This window comes from Xanthomonas arboricola pv. juglandis (assembly GCF_001013475.1).
Lineage (GTDB): Bacteria > Pseudomonadota > Gammaproteobacteria > Xanthomonadales > Xanthomonadaceae > Xanthomonas > Xanthomonas arboricola.
On the sequence record NZ_JZEF01000001.1, the window covers coordinates 473,472 to 488,433 of the forward strand.

General features: G+C 67.7%; 15 protein-coding genes. 14 read left to right on the top strand and 1 reads right to left on the bottom strand.

Annotation, left to right across the window (positions count from 1 at the left end; genetic code table 11):
• The 4 genes from XARJCFBP2528_RS01940 to XARJCFBP2528_RS01955 all read left to right on the top strand — a co-directional run.
• Window positions 1-1,471 (top strand): FimV/HubP family polar landmark protein (locus XARJCFBP2528_RS01940; protein ID WP_080959807.1); only part of this gene is annotated, 1,471 nt, incomplete at its 5' end.
• Complete coding sequence (locus tag XARJCFBP2528_RS01945; RefSeq protein ID WP_016903695.1) at window positions 1,468-1,854, top strand: VOC family protein; 387 nt, start codon at window positions 1,468-1,470, stop codon at window positions 1,852-1,854. The genes XARJCFBP2528_RS01940 and XARJCFBP2528_RS01945, both read left to right, overlap by 4 nt.
• Window positions 1,855-1,892: 38 nt before the next feature.
• Window positions 1,893-2,666 (top strand): tRNA pseudouridine(38-40) synthase TruA, encoded by a 774-nt coding sequence (gene truA, locus XARJCFBP2528_RS01950; protein WP_016903694.1) that lies wholly within the window; start codon window positions 1,893-1,895, stop codon window positions 2,664-2,666.
• A complete protein-coding gene (locus XARJCFBP2528_RS01955; protein WP_016903693.1) occupies window positions 2,663-3,331 on the top strand; it encodes a phosphoribosylanthranilate isomerase in 669 nt (222 codons plus the stop codon). The genes truA and XARJCFBP2528_RS01955 overlap by 4 nt, the downstream gene beginning before the upstream one ends.
• A 141-nt stretch (window positions 3,332-3,472) precedes the next feature.
• Here XARJCFBP2528_RS01955 and XARJCFBP2528_RS01960 read toward each other — a convergent pair whose 3' ends face one another.
• The gene (locus XARJCFBP2528_RS01960) at window positions 3,473-4,393 is read right to left on the bottom strand and encodes a LysR family transcriptional regulator (RefSeq protein WP_016903692.1); all 921 of its coding nucleotides are present in this window, start codon (window positions 4,391-4,393) and stop codon (window positions 3,473-3,475) included.
• A 106-nt stretch (window positions 4,394-4,499) separates the two neighbouring features.
• Between XARJCFBP2528_RS01960 and trpB the strand changes: the two genes are divergently transcribed.
• From trpB to XARJCFBP2528_RS02010, 10 genes are all read left to right on the top strand, one after another.
• A complete protein-coding gene (trpB, locus tag XARJCFBP2528_RS01965) occupies window positions 4,500-5,717 on the top strand; it encodes a tryptophan synthase subunit beta (protein WP_016903691.1) in 1,218 nt (405 codons plus the stop codon).
• Window positions 5,717-5,926 carry a hypothetical protein gene (locus XARJCFBP2528_RS01970; protein ID WP_016903690.1) on the top strand — a complete coding sequence of 70 codons (210 nt, stop codon included), beginning with the start codon at window positions 5,717-5,719 and terminating at the stop codon, window positions 5,924-5,926. Before trpB ends, XARJCFBP2528_RS01970 begins: the two co-directional genes overlap by 1 nt.
• A gap of 40 nt (window positions 5,927-5,966) precedes the next feature.
• A complete protein-coding gene (trpA, locus tag XARJCFBP2528_RS01975; RefSeq protein ID WP_016903689.1) occupies window positions 5,967-6,773 on the top strand; it encodes a tryptophan synthase subunit alpha in 807 nt (268 codons plus the stop codon).
• Window positions 6,774-6,980: 207 nt separating this feature from the next.
• Window positions 6,981-7,865 carry an acetyl-CoA carboxylase, carboxyltransferase subunit beta gene (accD, locus tag XARJCFBP2528_RS01980; RefSeq protein WP_016902982.1) on the top strand — a complete coding sequence of 295 codons (885 nt, stop codon included), beginning with the start codon at window positions 6,981-6,983 and terminating at the stop codon, window positions 7,863-7,865.
• A gap of 82 nt (window positions 7,866-7,947) precedes the next feature.
• Window positions 7,948-9,297 (top strand): phosphoglucosamine mutase, encoded by a 1,350-nt coding sequence (glmM, locus tag XARJCFBP2528_RS01985; RefSeq protein ID WP_016902983.1) that lies wholly within the window; start codon window positions 7,948-7,950, stop codon window positions 9,295-9,297.
• 124 nt (window positions 9,298-9,421) lie between these two features.
• Window positions 9,422-10,360 (top strand): isopenicillin N synthase family dioxygenase, encoded by a 939-nt coding sequence (locus tag XARJCFBP2528_RS01990; RefSeq protein ID WP_047124251.1) that lies wholly within the window; start codon window positions 9,422-9,424, stop codon window positions 10,358-10,360.
• 200 nt (window positions 10,361-10,560) lie between these two features.
• Window positions 10,561-11,253: a methylamine utilization protein gene (locus tag XARJCFBP2528_RS01995; RefSeq protein WP_047124252.1), complete on the top strand. Its 693-nt coding sequence runs from the start codon at window positions 10,561-10,563 to the stop codon at window positions 11,251-11,253.
• The gene (locus XARJCFBP2528_RS02000) at window positions 11,250-13,616 is read left to right on the top strand and encodes a putative bifunctional diguanylate cyclase/phosphodiesterase (protein WP_047124253.1); all 2,367 of its coding nucleotides are present in this window, start codon (window positions 11,250-11,252) and stop codon (window positions 13,614-13,616) included. Before XARJCFBP2528_RS01995 ends, XARJCFBP2528_RS02000 begins: the two co-directional genes overlap by 4 nt.
• Complete coding sequence (locus XARJCFBP2528_RS02005; RefSeq protein WP_024937985.1) at window positions 13,613-14,485, top strand: DUF3034 family protein; 873 nt, start codon at window positions 13,613-13,615, stop codon at window positions 14,483-14,485. The genes XARJCFBP2528_RS02000 and XARJCFBP2528_RS02005 overlap by 4 nt, the downstream gene beginning before the upstream one ends.
• Window positions 14,485-14,913: a group I truncated hemoglobin gene (locus XARJCFBP2528_RS02010; RefSeq protein ID WP_047124254.1), complete on the top strand. Its 429-nt coding sequence runs from the start codon at window positions 14,485-14,487 to the stop codon at window positions 14,911-14,913. The genes XARJCFBP2528_RS02005 and XARJCFBP2528_RS02010 overlap by 1 nt, the downstream gene beginning before the upstream one ends.
• Window positions 14,914-14,962: the final 49 nt, after the last annotated feature.

Genomic DNA, 14,962 nt, shown 5'->3' on the forward strand with positions numbered 1-14,962 from the left:
CGAGCGCGCCGGACAGGCCGCCGACGCGGCGGCGCCCGGCACGCGTTCCAGCACGCGCGCTGCCGCGCCGGTGCCGGCCGGCGATGCGTTGCCGGCGGTGCGCTCGGGCCAGACCTTGTCGGAGATCGCTGCCGCGGTGGCCCGTTCCAGCGGGCATTCGCTCGACCAGACCATGCTGGCGTTGCTGCGCACCAACCCGGATGCCTTCATCGACGGCAACATCAATCGCTTGAAGCAGGGTGCGGTGCTGCGCACCCCGCAGGAAGATGCGCTGGCGCAGGTCGGCGCTGCCGAAGCGGCAGTGATGGTGCGCGAGCAGGCCGCGCAGTGGCGACAGGCGCGCGCGGCGGTTCCACAGCCGGCCGAGGCCGGTGCCACTGCTGCAACGCCGGCACCTGCCCCAGCTGTCGCGACGCCGGCAGGTGCCGGCGCGCGGCTCGAGATCGCCCCGGCAGTGGCGAGTCAGACCAACACCGCCGGCGCCACGTCCGGCACCAGTGCCGAAGGCGAGGGCGACATGGCGGCCAACCAACAGTTGCAACAGGCCAGGGAAGACATCGCCACCCGCGATGCGGAATTGCAGGATCTGCGCACCCGCGTGGCCGATCTGGAAAAGCTCAAGCAGCAACAGCAAGCCTTGATCGCAATGAAGGACACCGACCTGGCGGCCGCGCAGAAGCGCTTGTCCGAAACGCCGGCCGCGGCACAGCAGGGCAGCGGGTTCCCGCTGTGGCTGATCGGTGGCCTGGTGTTGATCGTCGCGGCGGTCGTCGCCTGGCTGGCGGCACGTCGGCGCAAACCCTCGCCGCTGCCGCCGTTGCCGCAGCGTCAGTTCGACATCGTGCCTGCCGGCGCCACGGCGCTACAGGACGATGCACAGGCCACCGTGCCCAGCGAGCACGATGTGCTGCATGAAACCGAATTCGAGCAGGCGGATCTGCGCGAAGACGAGCGCGCCTACCAGGCGCAACAGCCGCTGTCCGATGTGTTGCGTCGCGAACCGCTGCTGTCCGAGCCTGTCGCAGCGCCGCCGGTGGTTGCCAGCGAGGATTGGCGCTCGCTGCGTGCGACGCCGCCAGCGCCTCCGGTGGTGCAGCCGGAGTTCGCTGCGCCTGAGGAACCGGTGCCGGAGCAGGTGAGGTCCGCGCCTGCGGAGCTTCCGTACGGCCAGCCGCAGGACGTAGACGCCACGCGCGCCGGCAACGATCGCGCGCCGGGCGTACCGCTTGCCTCGGTCGCCACGCAGGACAGCCCGGAGATCGACCCGGTGCCTATCGCCCCGGCCGCTGCGCCCAGCGCGGTGAACAGCAGGGAGTTCGTCTCGGCAGGGCGCGATCGTCTGGAGCTGGCCGTGGCCTACATGGACCTTGGTGACAGGGACACTGCGCGCGGCCTGTTGCTGGAAGTCGCCGCAACCGGCGACGAGGCCAGCCGCGCGGAGGCCGCCGAACTGCTGGAACGCCTGGCATGAGCCCGGCGCTGGACAGCATGGCCGCCGCACGCGAGCGCCGCATCGATTACGTGGAATTCGCCTCGCTCGATCTGGAGGCCAGCCGCACCTTTTTCGAAGCCGTGTTCGGCTGGCAGTTTCAGGCCTATGGCCCGGATTATCTGGCCTTCAACGACGGTCGTCTGGACGGCGGTTTCTATCGCGCCACTGCCGCAGCGCCGGCAGACGCTGGCCCGCTGGTCGTGTTGTATGCCGACGCGCTGGAGCCCATGGCCGAGCAGATCCTTGCCGCCGGTGGCGAGATCGTCAAGCCGGTGTTCGGCTTTCCCGGCGGCAGCCGCTTTCATTTCCGCGAGCCGGGCGGTAGCACGCTGGCAGTGTGGTCCGAGCGCGCGGTCGGCTAGTCCGCGCGCTCCATCGATTCGATAACAGGCAGGTTCCGATGCGTTACGCGCTGGGCGTGGAGTACGACGGCAGCGAGTTTCAGGGCTGGCAGCAGTTGGGCGAACATGGCGGGCCGAGCGTACAGGCCAGCCTGCAGGCGGCGCTGTCCTCGGTGGCCGATGCCCCGGTGCAGGTGGTGTGCGCAGGCCGCACCGATGCCGGCGTGCATGGCGAATGCCAGGTGGTGCATTTCGACAGCGATGCGCGCCGCGAGCCGCGTGGCTGGATGCTGGGCACCACTGCGCGCCTGCCGCCCTCGATTGCGGTGCGCTGGTGCGTGCCGGCCGCCGCCGACTTCCATGCGCGGTTTTCCGCACGCGCACGCCGCTACCGGTATCGCCTGCTGAATCGGCAGATACGCCCGGCGCTGTATCGCCAGACCTTGAGCTGGGAACGGCGCCCGCTGGATGCCGATGCCATGCACGCAGCCGCGCAGGCCTTGCTGGGCGAGAACGACTTCAGCGCATTTCGCAGCGTGCAGTGCCAGGCTCTGCATGCACGCCGCAACCTGCAGGCCATCAGCGTGCAACGCATCGGCGAGGTGGTGGAGGTGCAGGTCCAGGCCAATGCATTCCTTCATCACATGGTGCGGAATATTGTTGGCTCGCTGATCCTGATCGGAACCGGGGAACAACCGGGCGACTGGATCGCGACGTTGCTGGCCGGCCGCGACCGCACGGTGGCCGGGCCGACAGCGCCGCCACAAGGCCTGGTCTTCGTCGGGCCGCTGTATCCCGCAGAGTGGCATCTGCCCGCTGAGGTAACCCAATGAATCGATCGCTGTACCGCACCCGTATCAAGTTCTGTGGCATGACCCGCGCCGGTGATATTCGACTGGCCGGCGAGCTGGGTGTGGACGCGGTAGGTTTCATCTTTGCGCATGGCAGCCCGCGCCGCGTGGCGCCGGCCGAAGCCCGCGCGATGCGCCAGGCCACTGCGCCGATGGTCGATGTGGTGGCGCTGTTCCGCAACAACTCCAAGGAAGAAGTGCGCGAGGTGGTGCGCACCGTACGTCCGACCTTGCTGCAGTTCCATGGCGAGGAAGACGACGCGTTCTGCCGCAGCTTCAACCTGCCCTATCTGAAGGCGGTGCCGATGGGCAGCGGCGGGATGAATGGCGAGGACGCCAACGCGCGAACCTTGCAGCTCGCCTTCCCCAATACCGCGGGTTTCCTGTTCGATAGCCATGCGCCCGGTGCAGGCGGCGGTACCGGCAAGACCTTCGATTGGTCGCGCCTGCCGACCGGCCTGCATCGCCCGTTTCTGCTGGCCGGCGGCATCACCGCCGACAACGTGTTCGATGCGATCGTGGCAACGCTGCCATGGGGTGTGGACGTGTCCAGCGGCGTGGAGCTGGCGCCCGGCATCAAGGACGGCCACATGATGCGCAAGTTCGTCGAAGAAGTGCGCCGGGCCGATTGTCACGAGATGGGGTGAGTTGGGGATTCGGGAATCGGGAATCGGGATTGGGGAATCGGAGTAGGCAGTCTGCTTCGTTTTTTTGATTGCCCTAGATTTTTCGTGTCCTCCGATGATTGATTGCTTAGTCGTAGTCTCTCCGATCACTGAGCGTTCCAATCAGGCGCCTGCGGCATCCGTGGTGCGCTGCTGATCTTCTGAAAGCGCGCTACGTAACCAGCCGGCAAGCTGGTCGATGCGTGGATCCGGGTTGCGCCTCGCGGCGCACAATACCCAGCGGCCGCGGGTTGGCGTGAAGCCCCAGGGCGCCAGCAGGCGTCCGGCGGCCAGGTCCGCGGCGACCAGCGGTTGCGGTGCGATCGCCACGCCCAGGCCGGCGGCGGCGGCTTCCAGCAGGTAGACCAGATGTTCGAATTCGGTGCCGAAGCGCAGTGCTTCGGCTGCCACGCCGTGGCTTTGTGCCCATTCCGGCCAGGCCTGCGGGCGCGAGCGGGTGTGCAGCAAGGCGTGATCGAGCAGGGCGGCGGGCGCTTTGCCAGCGAGCTGCGTCGCCGATGCCAGCTGCGGACTCAACACCGGACCGATCCACTCCACCCCCAGCTCGTGCACCTGCCAGTCGCCCGGCCAGGGCGGGGTGTCCAGCAGCAGTGCCGCATCCAGGCCGTCCAGGTCCGGGCCGGGCGCCTGCTCGTTGGCCGACAGGTGCAGGCGCACCTGCGACAGATCCCGCTGCAGCCGGCCCAGCCGCGGGATGACCCAGCGCGCGAGCAGGCTACCCGAGCAGCCCAGCACCAGCGGCGCCTCGCTGCTGGGGCGCCGCAATGCCGCCCAGGTGTCGCCGATCAGCGCAAAGCCCTCACCGGTCGCATCGCGCAGCCGGACGCCGGCAGGCGTCAGCACCAGGCCGCGGCCCTGGCGGGTGAACAGCGCCGCGCCCAGGGCCTGTTCCAGCGAGCGCACATGCCGGCTGATGGCGCCGTGGGTCACGTGCAACTCCTGCGCGGCCCGGCTGACGCTTTGCAGACGCGCGGCGGATTCGAACGCGCGTAGCGCTGCCAGCGGTGGAAGCAGGGTGCTCATATGTGAGTCCAGGTCACAGGTTGCGGCAATCTTATCGATTTATCGCGCGCCGTGGCTGCGCTACAGTAATGCTTCTTGTATGACCGCATCGCTGCAGAGGATTCCCATGTCGGCCCAGCCCATCAGTGACTTTCACGCCTATCCGGACGCTGCCGGCCACTTCGGCAAGTTCGGTGGCCGGTTCGTCGCCGAGACCTTGATCGGCCCGTTGCAGGAACTGGCTGCCGCCTACGACCAGGCGCGCCAGGATCCGGCCTTCATTGCCGAGTACGACAAGGATCTCAAGCATTACGTCGGCCGGCCCAGCCCGATTTACCACGCCGAGCGCCTGAGCCGCGAAGTGGGCGGCGCGCAGATCCTGCTCAAGCGCGAGGACCTGAACCACACCGGCGCGCACAAGATCAACAACACCATCGGCCAGGCCCTGCTGGCCAGCCGCATGGGCAAGACCCGCATCATCGCCGAGACTGGTGCCGGCCAGCATGGCGTGGCCAGCGCCACGGTCGCCGCACGGCTCGGCCTGGAGTGCGTGGTCTACATGGGTGCCACCGACATCGAGCGGCAGAAGATCAACGTCTACCGCATGAAACTGCTCGGCGCGACGGTGATCCCGGTGACCTCCGGCTCGGCCACGCTCAAGGACGCGCTCAACGAGGCGATGCGCGACTGGGTCACCAACGTGCAGGACACCTTCTACATCATCGGCACCGTGGCCGGCCCGGATCCGTATCCGCGCATGGTGCGTGATTTCAATGCGATTGTCGGCCGTGAAGCGCGCGCGCAGATGCTGGAAGACTTCGGCCGCCTGCCGGATGCGATCAGCGCCTGCGTCGGCGGCGGCAGCAATGCGATCGGCCTGTTCCATGCCTTCCTCAACGACCCGGGCGTCAAGATCTACGGCGCCGAAGCGGCCGGCGACGGCATCGCCAGCGGCCGTCATGCGGCGTCGATCGCGGCCGGGCGCCCCGGTGTGCTGCATGGCAACCGTACCTATGTGATCTGCGACGACGACGGCCAGATCACCGAAACCCATTCGATCTCCGCCGGGCTGGATTACCCGGGCGTGGGCCCGGAACATTCGTTCCTGTCCGACAGCGGCCGCGCGGTCTATCAGGGCATCACCGACGACGAAGCGATGGCGGCCTTCCATCTGCTGGCGCATACCGAAGGCATCCTGGCCGCGCTCGAATCCAGCCACGCGGTGGCGCAGTCGATCAAGCTCGCGCGCGAGATGCCCAAGGACGCGTTGATCCTGTGCAACCTGTCCGGCCGCGGCGACAAGGACGTGCACACCATCGCTGCGCGCGAAGGCGTGCAGGTCTGATGCCACTGCGGCGCGTCACCGTGACCGCGCTGGCCGACCAACCGGGCGAGCAGGAGCTGCTGTTCGCCTGGCTCGACCGCTGGGCGCCGCAGATCCGCAGCTGCTCGGAAAACAGCGGCTGCGGCTGCTGCCTGGACAGTTTCGACCTCGAGGTCGAGGCCCAGGCATTGACCGAACTGCCGCCTGCCATGTACCAGGACATCCATTGAAGCGGTCGCACCGCCTCTAACTTTCTTGCAAGGTCTTTCAATGCGTCGTATCGACGAAACCTTCCAGCGCCTGCGCGCCGATGGCCGCAAGGCGCTCATCCCCTTCATCACCGCCGGCGACCCGTCGCTGGAAGCCACCGTACCGGTCATGCACGCGCTGGTGCGTGCCGGTGCCGACGTCATCGAACTGGGCGTGCCGTTCTCCGACCCGATGGCCGACGGCCCCACCATCCAGCGCAGCTCCGAGCGCGCGCTGGGCCGTGGTGCCGGCCTGGCCTACGTGCTGGAGGCGGTGCACGAATTCCGCCGCGAAGACGCCACCACACCGGTGGTGTTGATGGGCTACCTCAACCCGATCGAGATCCACGGCACCCGGCGCTTCGCCGAAGCCGCCGTCGCTGCCGGTGTGGATGGACTGCTCCTGGTCGATCTGCCGCCCGAAGAGGCGGCCGAGACCCGCGCCATCTTCACCGAGGTCGGCCTGGCCCTGATCGCGCTGGCCTCGCCGACCACCAGCGAGCAGCGCCTGGACATGCTGTGCAGCAGCGCCCAGGGCTATCTGTACTACGTCAGCTTCGCCGGCGTCACCGGCGCCTCGAATCTGCTCGACACCCATGCCGCCAGCGACCGCCTGCGCCAGCTGCGCCGGCGTGCCGGCGCTCCGGTGGTGGCCGGCTTCGGCATCAAGGACGCCGCCAGCGCCGCCGCGATGGCCGTCGACGCCGAAGGGGTGGTGGTCGGCAGCGCCCTGGTCGCCGCGCTGGCCGAAACCACCGACGTCCGCAGCGCCCGCGAACGCGCCGAAGCCTTCCTGGCCCCGCTGCGCCAGGCGCTCGACCAGGCCTGAAGCCAACGCCGCATTGCCCCTGCGATGGAGGCGGCGCGGCCTGCGCGCAACCGGTGCGCCTGCCTTGGAGTGCCCGCGCGGCAGGCGCTGGCCGGGCCACGCTGGCCCCGCATTTAGCCTCCGCGCTACCTCGGCTTTCTCCCGGCGCGTTAGACTGTCGCCCCTCTGCGGCCCGCATGGCCGCCCTGCATGGATTGTCATACACGCATGAGCTGGCTCAGCAAATTGATGCCCTCCGGCATCCGCACCGAGAACACCCCGGCCAAGAAGCGCAGCGTCCCCGAGGGCCTGTGGGAGAAGTGCAGCAACTGCGGCAGCGCGCTGTACGGCCCCGAGCTCGAGGAGAACCTCGAGGTGTGTCCCAAGTGCGACCACCATATGGCGATCCGCGCGCGCGCGCGCCTGAACTCGCTGTTCGATCCCGACACCGCGACCACCGAGATCGCCGCCCAGCTGGGCCCGGTCGACGTGCTCAAGTTCAAGGACCAGAAGCGCTACGGCGAGCGCATCAAGGCCAGCCAGAAGAGCAGTGGCGAGTACGATGCACTGATCGCCATGCGCGGCACGCTCAAGGGCAATCCACTGGTCGCCGCGGCCTTCGACTTCGCCTTCATGGGCGGCTCGATGGGCTCGGTGGTCGGCGAGCGCTTCGCACGCGCGGCCGAAGTGGCGCTGGAAGTCGGCTGCCCGTTCGTGTGCTTTTCCGCCAGCGGCGGGGCGCGCATGCAGGAGGGCCTGTTCTCGCTGATGCAGATGGCCAAGACCTCCGCCGCGCTCGGTCGCCTGCGCGAAGCCGGCCTGCCGTACATCTCGGTGCTGACCCATCCCACTACCGGTGGCGTGTCGGCCTCGTTCGCGATGCTGGGCGATATCAATATTGCCGAGCCGCATGCCCTGATCGGCTTCGCCGGCCCGCGCGTGATCGAGCAGACCGTGCGCGAGACCCTGCCGGAAGGCTTCCAGCGTTCGGAGTTCCTGCTCGACCACGGTGCCATCGACCAGATCTGCGACCGCCGCGACCTGCGCGACCGCATCGCCGATCTGACCGCGATGATGATGCGCCAGCCGCATCCGCAGGACGCGGCCGCATGAGGCCAGTGGTTGCGCGCATGCGCGACACCGTCGCACGCGCCGCTGCGCGTGCGTCCACCCGTAGGCAGGAACACCGCAACGCATGAGCAGTCGCAAGTATTTTGGAACCGACGGCATCCGCGGTCGGGTCGGGCAGGGCGTGATCTCGGCCGATTTCGTGCTGCGGCTGGGCAATGCGCTCGGTCGGGTGCTGACCCAGGGCCGCAGCAAGCGCCCGCTGGTGCTGATCGGCAAGGACACCCGGATCTCCGGCTACATGTTCGAAGCCGCGTTGGAAGCCGGCCTGGTCGCCGCCGGCGCCGACGTGCAGCTGATCGGCCCGATGCCGACCCCGGCCATCGCCTTCCTGACCAACACCCTGCGTGCCGACGCCGGCGTGGTGATCAGCGCTTCGCACAACCCGCATTACGACAACGGCATCAAGTTCTTTTCTGCCGAAGGCGAGAAGCTCGACGACGCCACTGAAGCGGCGATCGAGGCCGCGCTGGACGAGCCGTTCCACACCGTGGAATCGGAGCGCCTGGGCAAGGCGATCCGCACCCGTGATGCGATCGGCCGTTACATCGAGTTCTGCAAGGCCAGCGTGGCGCGCGGGTTCACCCTGCACGGCCTGAAGATGGTGCTGGATTGCGCGCATGGCGCGACCTATCACATCGCGCCGATGCTGTTTCGCGAGCTGGGTGCGGACGTGGTCGTCATCGGTGCCGCACCGGACGGGCTCAATATCAATGCTGGTGTCGGCTCCACCCATATCGACAACCTCGCCGCCAAGGTGCGCGAGAGCGGTGCGCAGCTCGGCATCGCCTTCGATGGTGATGGCGATCGCGTGCTGATGGCCGACGACCAGGGCAACCCGGTCGATGGCGACGATCTGCTCTACGTGCTCGCGCGCTCCTGGCAGGCCAGCGGCCGGCTCACCGGCACCGTGGTCGGCACCTTGATGACCAACTACGGTCTGGAACAGGCGCTGGCCACATTGCACATCCCGTTCCAGCGCGCCAAGGTCGGCGACCGCTACGTGCACCAGGCCCTGGTCGAGGGCGGCGGCACGCTGGGCGGCGAAACCTCCGGCCACCTGCTGTGCCTGGATCGCGCCACCACCGGCGATGGCATCGTCAGCGCGCTGCAGGTGCTCGAGGCGCTGGGGCGCGACGGGCAGAGCCTGCGCGAGGCCCTGAGCAGCCTGAGCAAGGTGCCGCAGAAGACCGTCAATGTGCGGCTGGGGGGCGGGGCGGCCAAGGCAATCGTGGAGGCGGCCGGCGTGCAGCAGGCGCTGCAGCAGGCGCAGGCCGCCGTGCAGGGCCGTGGGCGCGCGTTCCTGCGTCCGTCCGGCACCGAGCCGGTGGTGCGCGTGACCGTGGAAGCCGACGACGCCGGCCTGATGCAGGACACGCTCGACCGTCTCTCCGGAGCCGTGCGTGACGCGGCGTGAGTCGCTGATCATTGGTGTGTGCGTGGTCTTTGCCAAGGCCGCGACGTTCTACCTGTTGTATCGCCTGCTGTCCTGAGCGGCAGGCCTTCCTTTCGACTTCCCGACTTCAACTGCAGATATCCGTATGAGCGCCCGCATCCCGACCCTGGACATCACCCGTTTCGACAGCGACCGCGACGCCTTCGTCGCCGAGCTCGGCGCGGCCTATCGGCAGTGGGGCTTTGCCGGCATCCGCAACCACGGCATCGCGCAGGCCGACATCGACGCGGCGTATGACGTGTTCAAGGCGTTCTTCGCACTGCCCGAAGAGGTCAAGCGTCGCTATCACGTGGAAGGCAGCGGCGGTGCGCGCGGCTATACCGCGTTCGGCGTGGAGACCGCCAAGGATTCCAAGCATTTCGATCTGAAGGAGTTCTGGCATATCGGTCGCGAGATCGCGGACGATTCGCCGTACCGCGCGGTGATGGCGCCGAATCTGTGGCCCGAAGAAGTCCCCGGCTTTCGTGAGCGCGGCTATCGCCTGTACCAGCAGCTGGACCACCTGGGCTGGCGCGTGCTGTCGGCACTGGCGCTGCATATCGGCCTGCCGCAGGACTATTTTGTCGACAAGACCAACAACGGCAACTCGATCCTGCGGCCGATCCACTACCCGCCGATCACCAGCGACGACATCCCCAACGTGCGCGCCGGTGCGCACGGCGACATCAATTTCATCACCCTGCTGGTGGGTGCCAGCGCGGCCGGTCTCGAAGTGCGCTCCAACGATGGCGAGTGGGTGCCGTTCACTGCCGACGCCGACACCATCGTGGTCAACATCGGCGACATGCTGCAGCGCCTGACCAACCATGTGTATCCGTCCACCATCCATCGCGTGGTCAACCCGCCGGGCGAACAGGCGCGCAAGCCGCGCTATTCGGTGCCGTTCTTCCTGCACCCCAATCCGGATTTCCTGATCGACGTGCTGCCTTCGTGCATCACCGCCGACAATCCGAGCCGTTATCCCGAGCCGATTACCGCGCACGGTTTTCTGGAAGAACGTCTGCGCGAGATCAAGCTGAAGTAATCCGTTCGCAGCCGCGACAGCGCAGCCAGCGGCTGCGCTCGCAGCATCGGCAATGACCGCCGCCACAGTTTGATTCATAAAATTCTGCTGGCGGCTGGTTAAAGCTTGCATTCACCTCAGCCGATAACCCAGTCTGATCGCTAGCGCGACGTCGGACTCGCCTGGCGTGCGCTGCCGATTGCACTAGGCTTGGGGGGCGCATGCGGACGCAGTGGTTCAAACGGATCGGCCCGGTTGCGGGGTTGCTGGCGTACAGCGCCGCAAGCTATGCGTCGGCGACGCCGCTCAGCGTCACCGTTGTCGATGCCAACGGCATGTTGGTCGATGCGGTGGTGAGTCTGGAGCCGGCACGTCCGGTGGTCGCCGGCGGGGCGCCCAGAACCGTCGAGATGGACCAGGTCAATTCGCAGTTCGTGCCTGCGGTGCTGGCGGTGCGCACCGGCACCCTGGTGCGGTTTCCCAACAACGACCAGATTCGCCATCAGGTCTATTCGTTCTCTGCCGCAAAGCGGTTCGAGTTGCCGCTGTTCCAGGGCAGCACTGCCGCGCCGGTGCGCTTTGACCAGGCTGGGCTGGTGACGGTGGGTTGCAATATCCACGACTGGATGCTGGGCTATATCGTGGTGGTGGACACGCCGTATTTCGGCAAGACCGGCAGCGACGGTCGCGTGCAGCTGGATGCGCCGGCAGGCAACTACACCTTGCGGGTCTGGCATCCGCGCATCAAGGGCGCCGCGCTCGCCGCGCCGGTGGCGCTTGCGCGCGAGGCCGTGCAACGGCGCGTGACCTTGCAGACCAGCGGCCCCGTACCAGCGGTGGCACCTCCGGATGCGCGGGTGCGCGCGCTGCAGGACAAGTTCCGCCGCGCCGACCCGCAGAAGCCCAAGCCATGAAGGCCATGCGCCTGCATACCCGCATCGCGGCGTTTCTGGTGCTGGTCGTGCTCGCCACGCAGGCGTTGACCTTCATCGCGGTGCAGGTCGCCACCGAGCGCAGCGTCAAAGCGCAACTTGGCGAAGAGCTGCAGATCGGCGAGCGCGTCTGGCAACGCATCAATCTGCGCCGCGACGAACAGCTGATGCAGTCGGCCTCGGTGCTGGCCGACGACTTCGGTTTCCGCGCGGCCGTGGCCAGCGGCGATGTGCCGACCATGCAATCGGCATTGCGCAACCACGCCGCGCGCATGTCGGCGCAGACCGCGCTGCTGCTGGCGCCGGATGGCGAATTTTTGACCGGGCTTGCCGATCTGCCGCAAGCCGAACAGCTGCGCGCAGTGCAGACCCTGCTGCAGCAGGCGCAGCGCGATGGGCGCGCGGTTGGCGTGGTCGCACTGGACCAACGCATCGTGCGGCTGGCGGTGGTGCAGGTACTGGCACCGAGCCGGGTGGGCTGGATCGCGATCGGCAACGAATCCGGCGACGGTCTCGCGCAGGATTTCCGTTCCACCACCGGGCTGGATGCGACCTTCTTCACCGATGGTCCGCCGGTGCGGGTGCTGGCGTCCACGCTGGAGCCGGCCGCGCGCGCCGAGTTCGCGCAGCAGTTGCCGACCGCCGAACGCGCGCAGGGCGCGGCGGTCGCGTTGACGCTGGCCGAGTCGCGTTACCTGGTCAAATTGCAGTCGATCCAGGGCGACAGCCATGTGCGGGTCGCGCTGCAGGCCTCGCTGGATCGCGCGGTGGCGCCTTATCGTGTGCTCAAATTGCGCATCCTGCTGTTGGCGGGCCTGGCCACGGCTGCGGCGCTGGGTGTGGCGATCTTCCTGGCGCGCAGCGTCAGCAGGCCGGTCGCGCAGCTGGTGCAGGCAGCGCGGCGCATCCAGCGCGGCGACTACCACACCGCGGTCGAGGTGCCATCCGGGCGCGAACTGGCCGAGTTGGCCGACAGCTTTGGGCGCATGCAGCAGCAGATCGCCAGTCGCGAGCAGCACATCCTGCATCAGGCGCGCCACGATGCCCTGACCGGTCTGCCCAATCGCATCTGGTTGCTGGAGCGGCTGAAGGACGTGGTGGAGCAGACCGTGGCCTCCGGCGGCACGGCCGCGGTGCTGATCCTGGATCTGGAACGCTTCAAGGAACTCAACGACAGCTTGGGCCACGATTTCGCCGACCAGGTCCTGGTCGAAGCAGGCCGCCGCCTTGCCGACGTGGTGCAGGAACCCAATCTCGTCGGGCGGCTGGGCAGCGACGAATTCATGGTGGTGGTGGCGCAGACCGATGTCACCACCGTGCAGCAGGATGCACAGCGCTTGCTGCTGCAGTTGCGCCGCCCGCTGGCGCTGCCGCAGGCGCGCATCCAGCTGGAGGCCAGCATCGGCATCGCCCTGATTCCCGAACACGGCGCCGATCCGGACACCTTGTTGCGGCGCGCGGACATCGCGCGTCGCCAGGGCGGCAACGTCACCACCGTCGGCGCCAGCGTGTATCGCCTGGGCCAGGACGAGCAGCATCTGCGCCGGCTGCGCCTGACCGGCGATCTGCGTCAGGCCATCGGCGGCAACGAACTGACCTTGCGCTTCCAGCCCAAGATCTGCCTGCGCAACGATCGCGTCGAACAGGTCGAGGTGCTGGTGCGCTGGCAGCACCCGGTGCTCGGGGCGATCGGCCCGGACGAATTCATTCCGCTGGCCGAGCACTCCGGCGTGATCCATCCCTTGACCCGCTTCGTGCTGGACGAGGCGCTGCGCTGCCAGGCGCAATGGCGCAGGCAGGGGCTGGAACTGGGCATGGCGATCAATCTCTCCGCACTGGATCTGTCCGACCCCGGCCTGCCGGATTACGTGCGTGGCCGTCTGGAGCATCATGCGGTGCCGGCGCAGTCGGTGACGCTGGAACTGACCGAAAGCGCGCTGATGCGCGATGTCGAATCCGCGCTGCACATGCTGCATCAGCTGCGCAGCGTCGGCGTGCGCCTGTCCATTGACGACTTCGGCACCGGTTATTCCTCGTTGGCGCAGCTAAAGCGCATGCCGGTGAACGAATTGAAGATCGACAAGAGCTTCGTCATGCAACTGGCCGAGGGCACCGACGATGCGTTCATCGTGCGCAGCACGATCGATCTCGGGCACAACCTGGGCTTGAGCGTGATCGCCGAAGGCGTTGAGAACGCCACCGCGCTGGGGCTGCTGCGCGGTTATGGCTGCGACATGGTGCAGGGCTATCTGTATTCGCCGCCACTGGAAGAAGTGCCGCTGGTCGCCTGGTGCATGCGGCAACTCGATCTGGCGCCGGCGGCGCAGGCAGGAGTGCATCGATGAGCAAATGGCGGGGCGCGCTGCTGTCTGCAGCGCTGGCCGGGCTGGCCAGCGCACCCGCGTCGGCGATCGCCGGCGACGGGCGCCTGCTCGCCACCGGTGGCGTGTCGATGATCGAAGGCAGCAGCGGTGGCGGCATCGTGCCGTGGGCCACGCTGTCGGGCTACGGCACCCGCGACGAACTGGGCAGCGTGCTGTTCGCCACGCATGTGGACAGCGGCGATTACCGGCTCGACGTGCAAGGTGCCGCGCTGACGGTCGGCAACCGGCTGGAACTTTCGCTGGCGCGGCAACGGCTGGATCTGGGCACCCTGCAGGATCGGCTAGGCCTGCCATGGAATGCGCTTGGCCAGGACGTGTTCGGCGCCAAGCTGCGGGTCTACGGCGATCTGGTCTACGGACATGCGCCGCAGGTCAGCGTGGGCGTGCAGTACAAACGCCTGCGCAATGGCACGCTGCCGCTGGCGATCGGCGCGCGCGACGATCACGGTACCGATGTGTATGTCAGCGCCAGCCGCTTGTTCCTGCAGGCCGCGGGCGGCTATCAATTGCTGCTCAACGGCACCTTGCGCGCGACCCGCGCCAATCAGACCGGCTTGCTCGGTTTCGGCGGCGATCGTCGCAACGCCTATCGGCTGGTTGGCGAAGCCAGCGCCGCCGTCGTGCTGTCGCCGGCGTGGGTGGTCGGCGTGGAGTATCGCGACAAGCCCGATAATCTCGGCTTCGCCCGCGAGCAGGCCTGGGCGGATGCATTCGTGGCCTGGTTTCCCAGCAAGCATGTGTCCCTGACCGCGGCCTGGGCCGAGCTTGGCGACATCGCCACGCTTACCGACCAACGCGGTCCCTATCTTTCCCTGCAGGTGGCGTTCTGATGAATCGACGGCTGCGCTGGCCCTTGCTGTGCATGCTGGCGCTGATGAGTGCCTGCGCCACCACGCAACCGCGCCCCACGCTCTACGACGAACTCGGCGGGCAGGCCGGGATCGAAGCGCTGGTGGAAGCCATGCTGTCGCGCATCGCCGACGACCAACGCATCGTCGACAAGTTCGCGCGCGTCAACATCGTGATGCTCAACGAGCGCCTGGTGCAAAAGTTCTGCCATGTCGCCGACGGCCCGTGCCCGGATACCGCCAAGTCGATGCAGCAGGCGCATGCGCACCTGGCCATTCGCGAAGGCGATTTCAATGCGCTGGTGGAGGATCTGAACTGGGCGATGGATCAGCGCAAGATTCCGCGCCGCACGCAGAACCGTCTGCTGGCGCGGCTGGCGGCCATGCATGGCGAAATCGTCAATCACTGAGGGTGTCGCATCGCTGCCGCGCGCAGTGATGGACGCGCGTGGTCGCTGC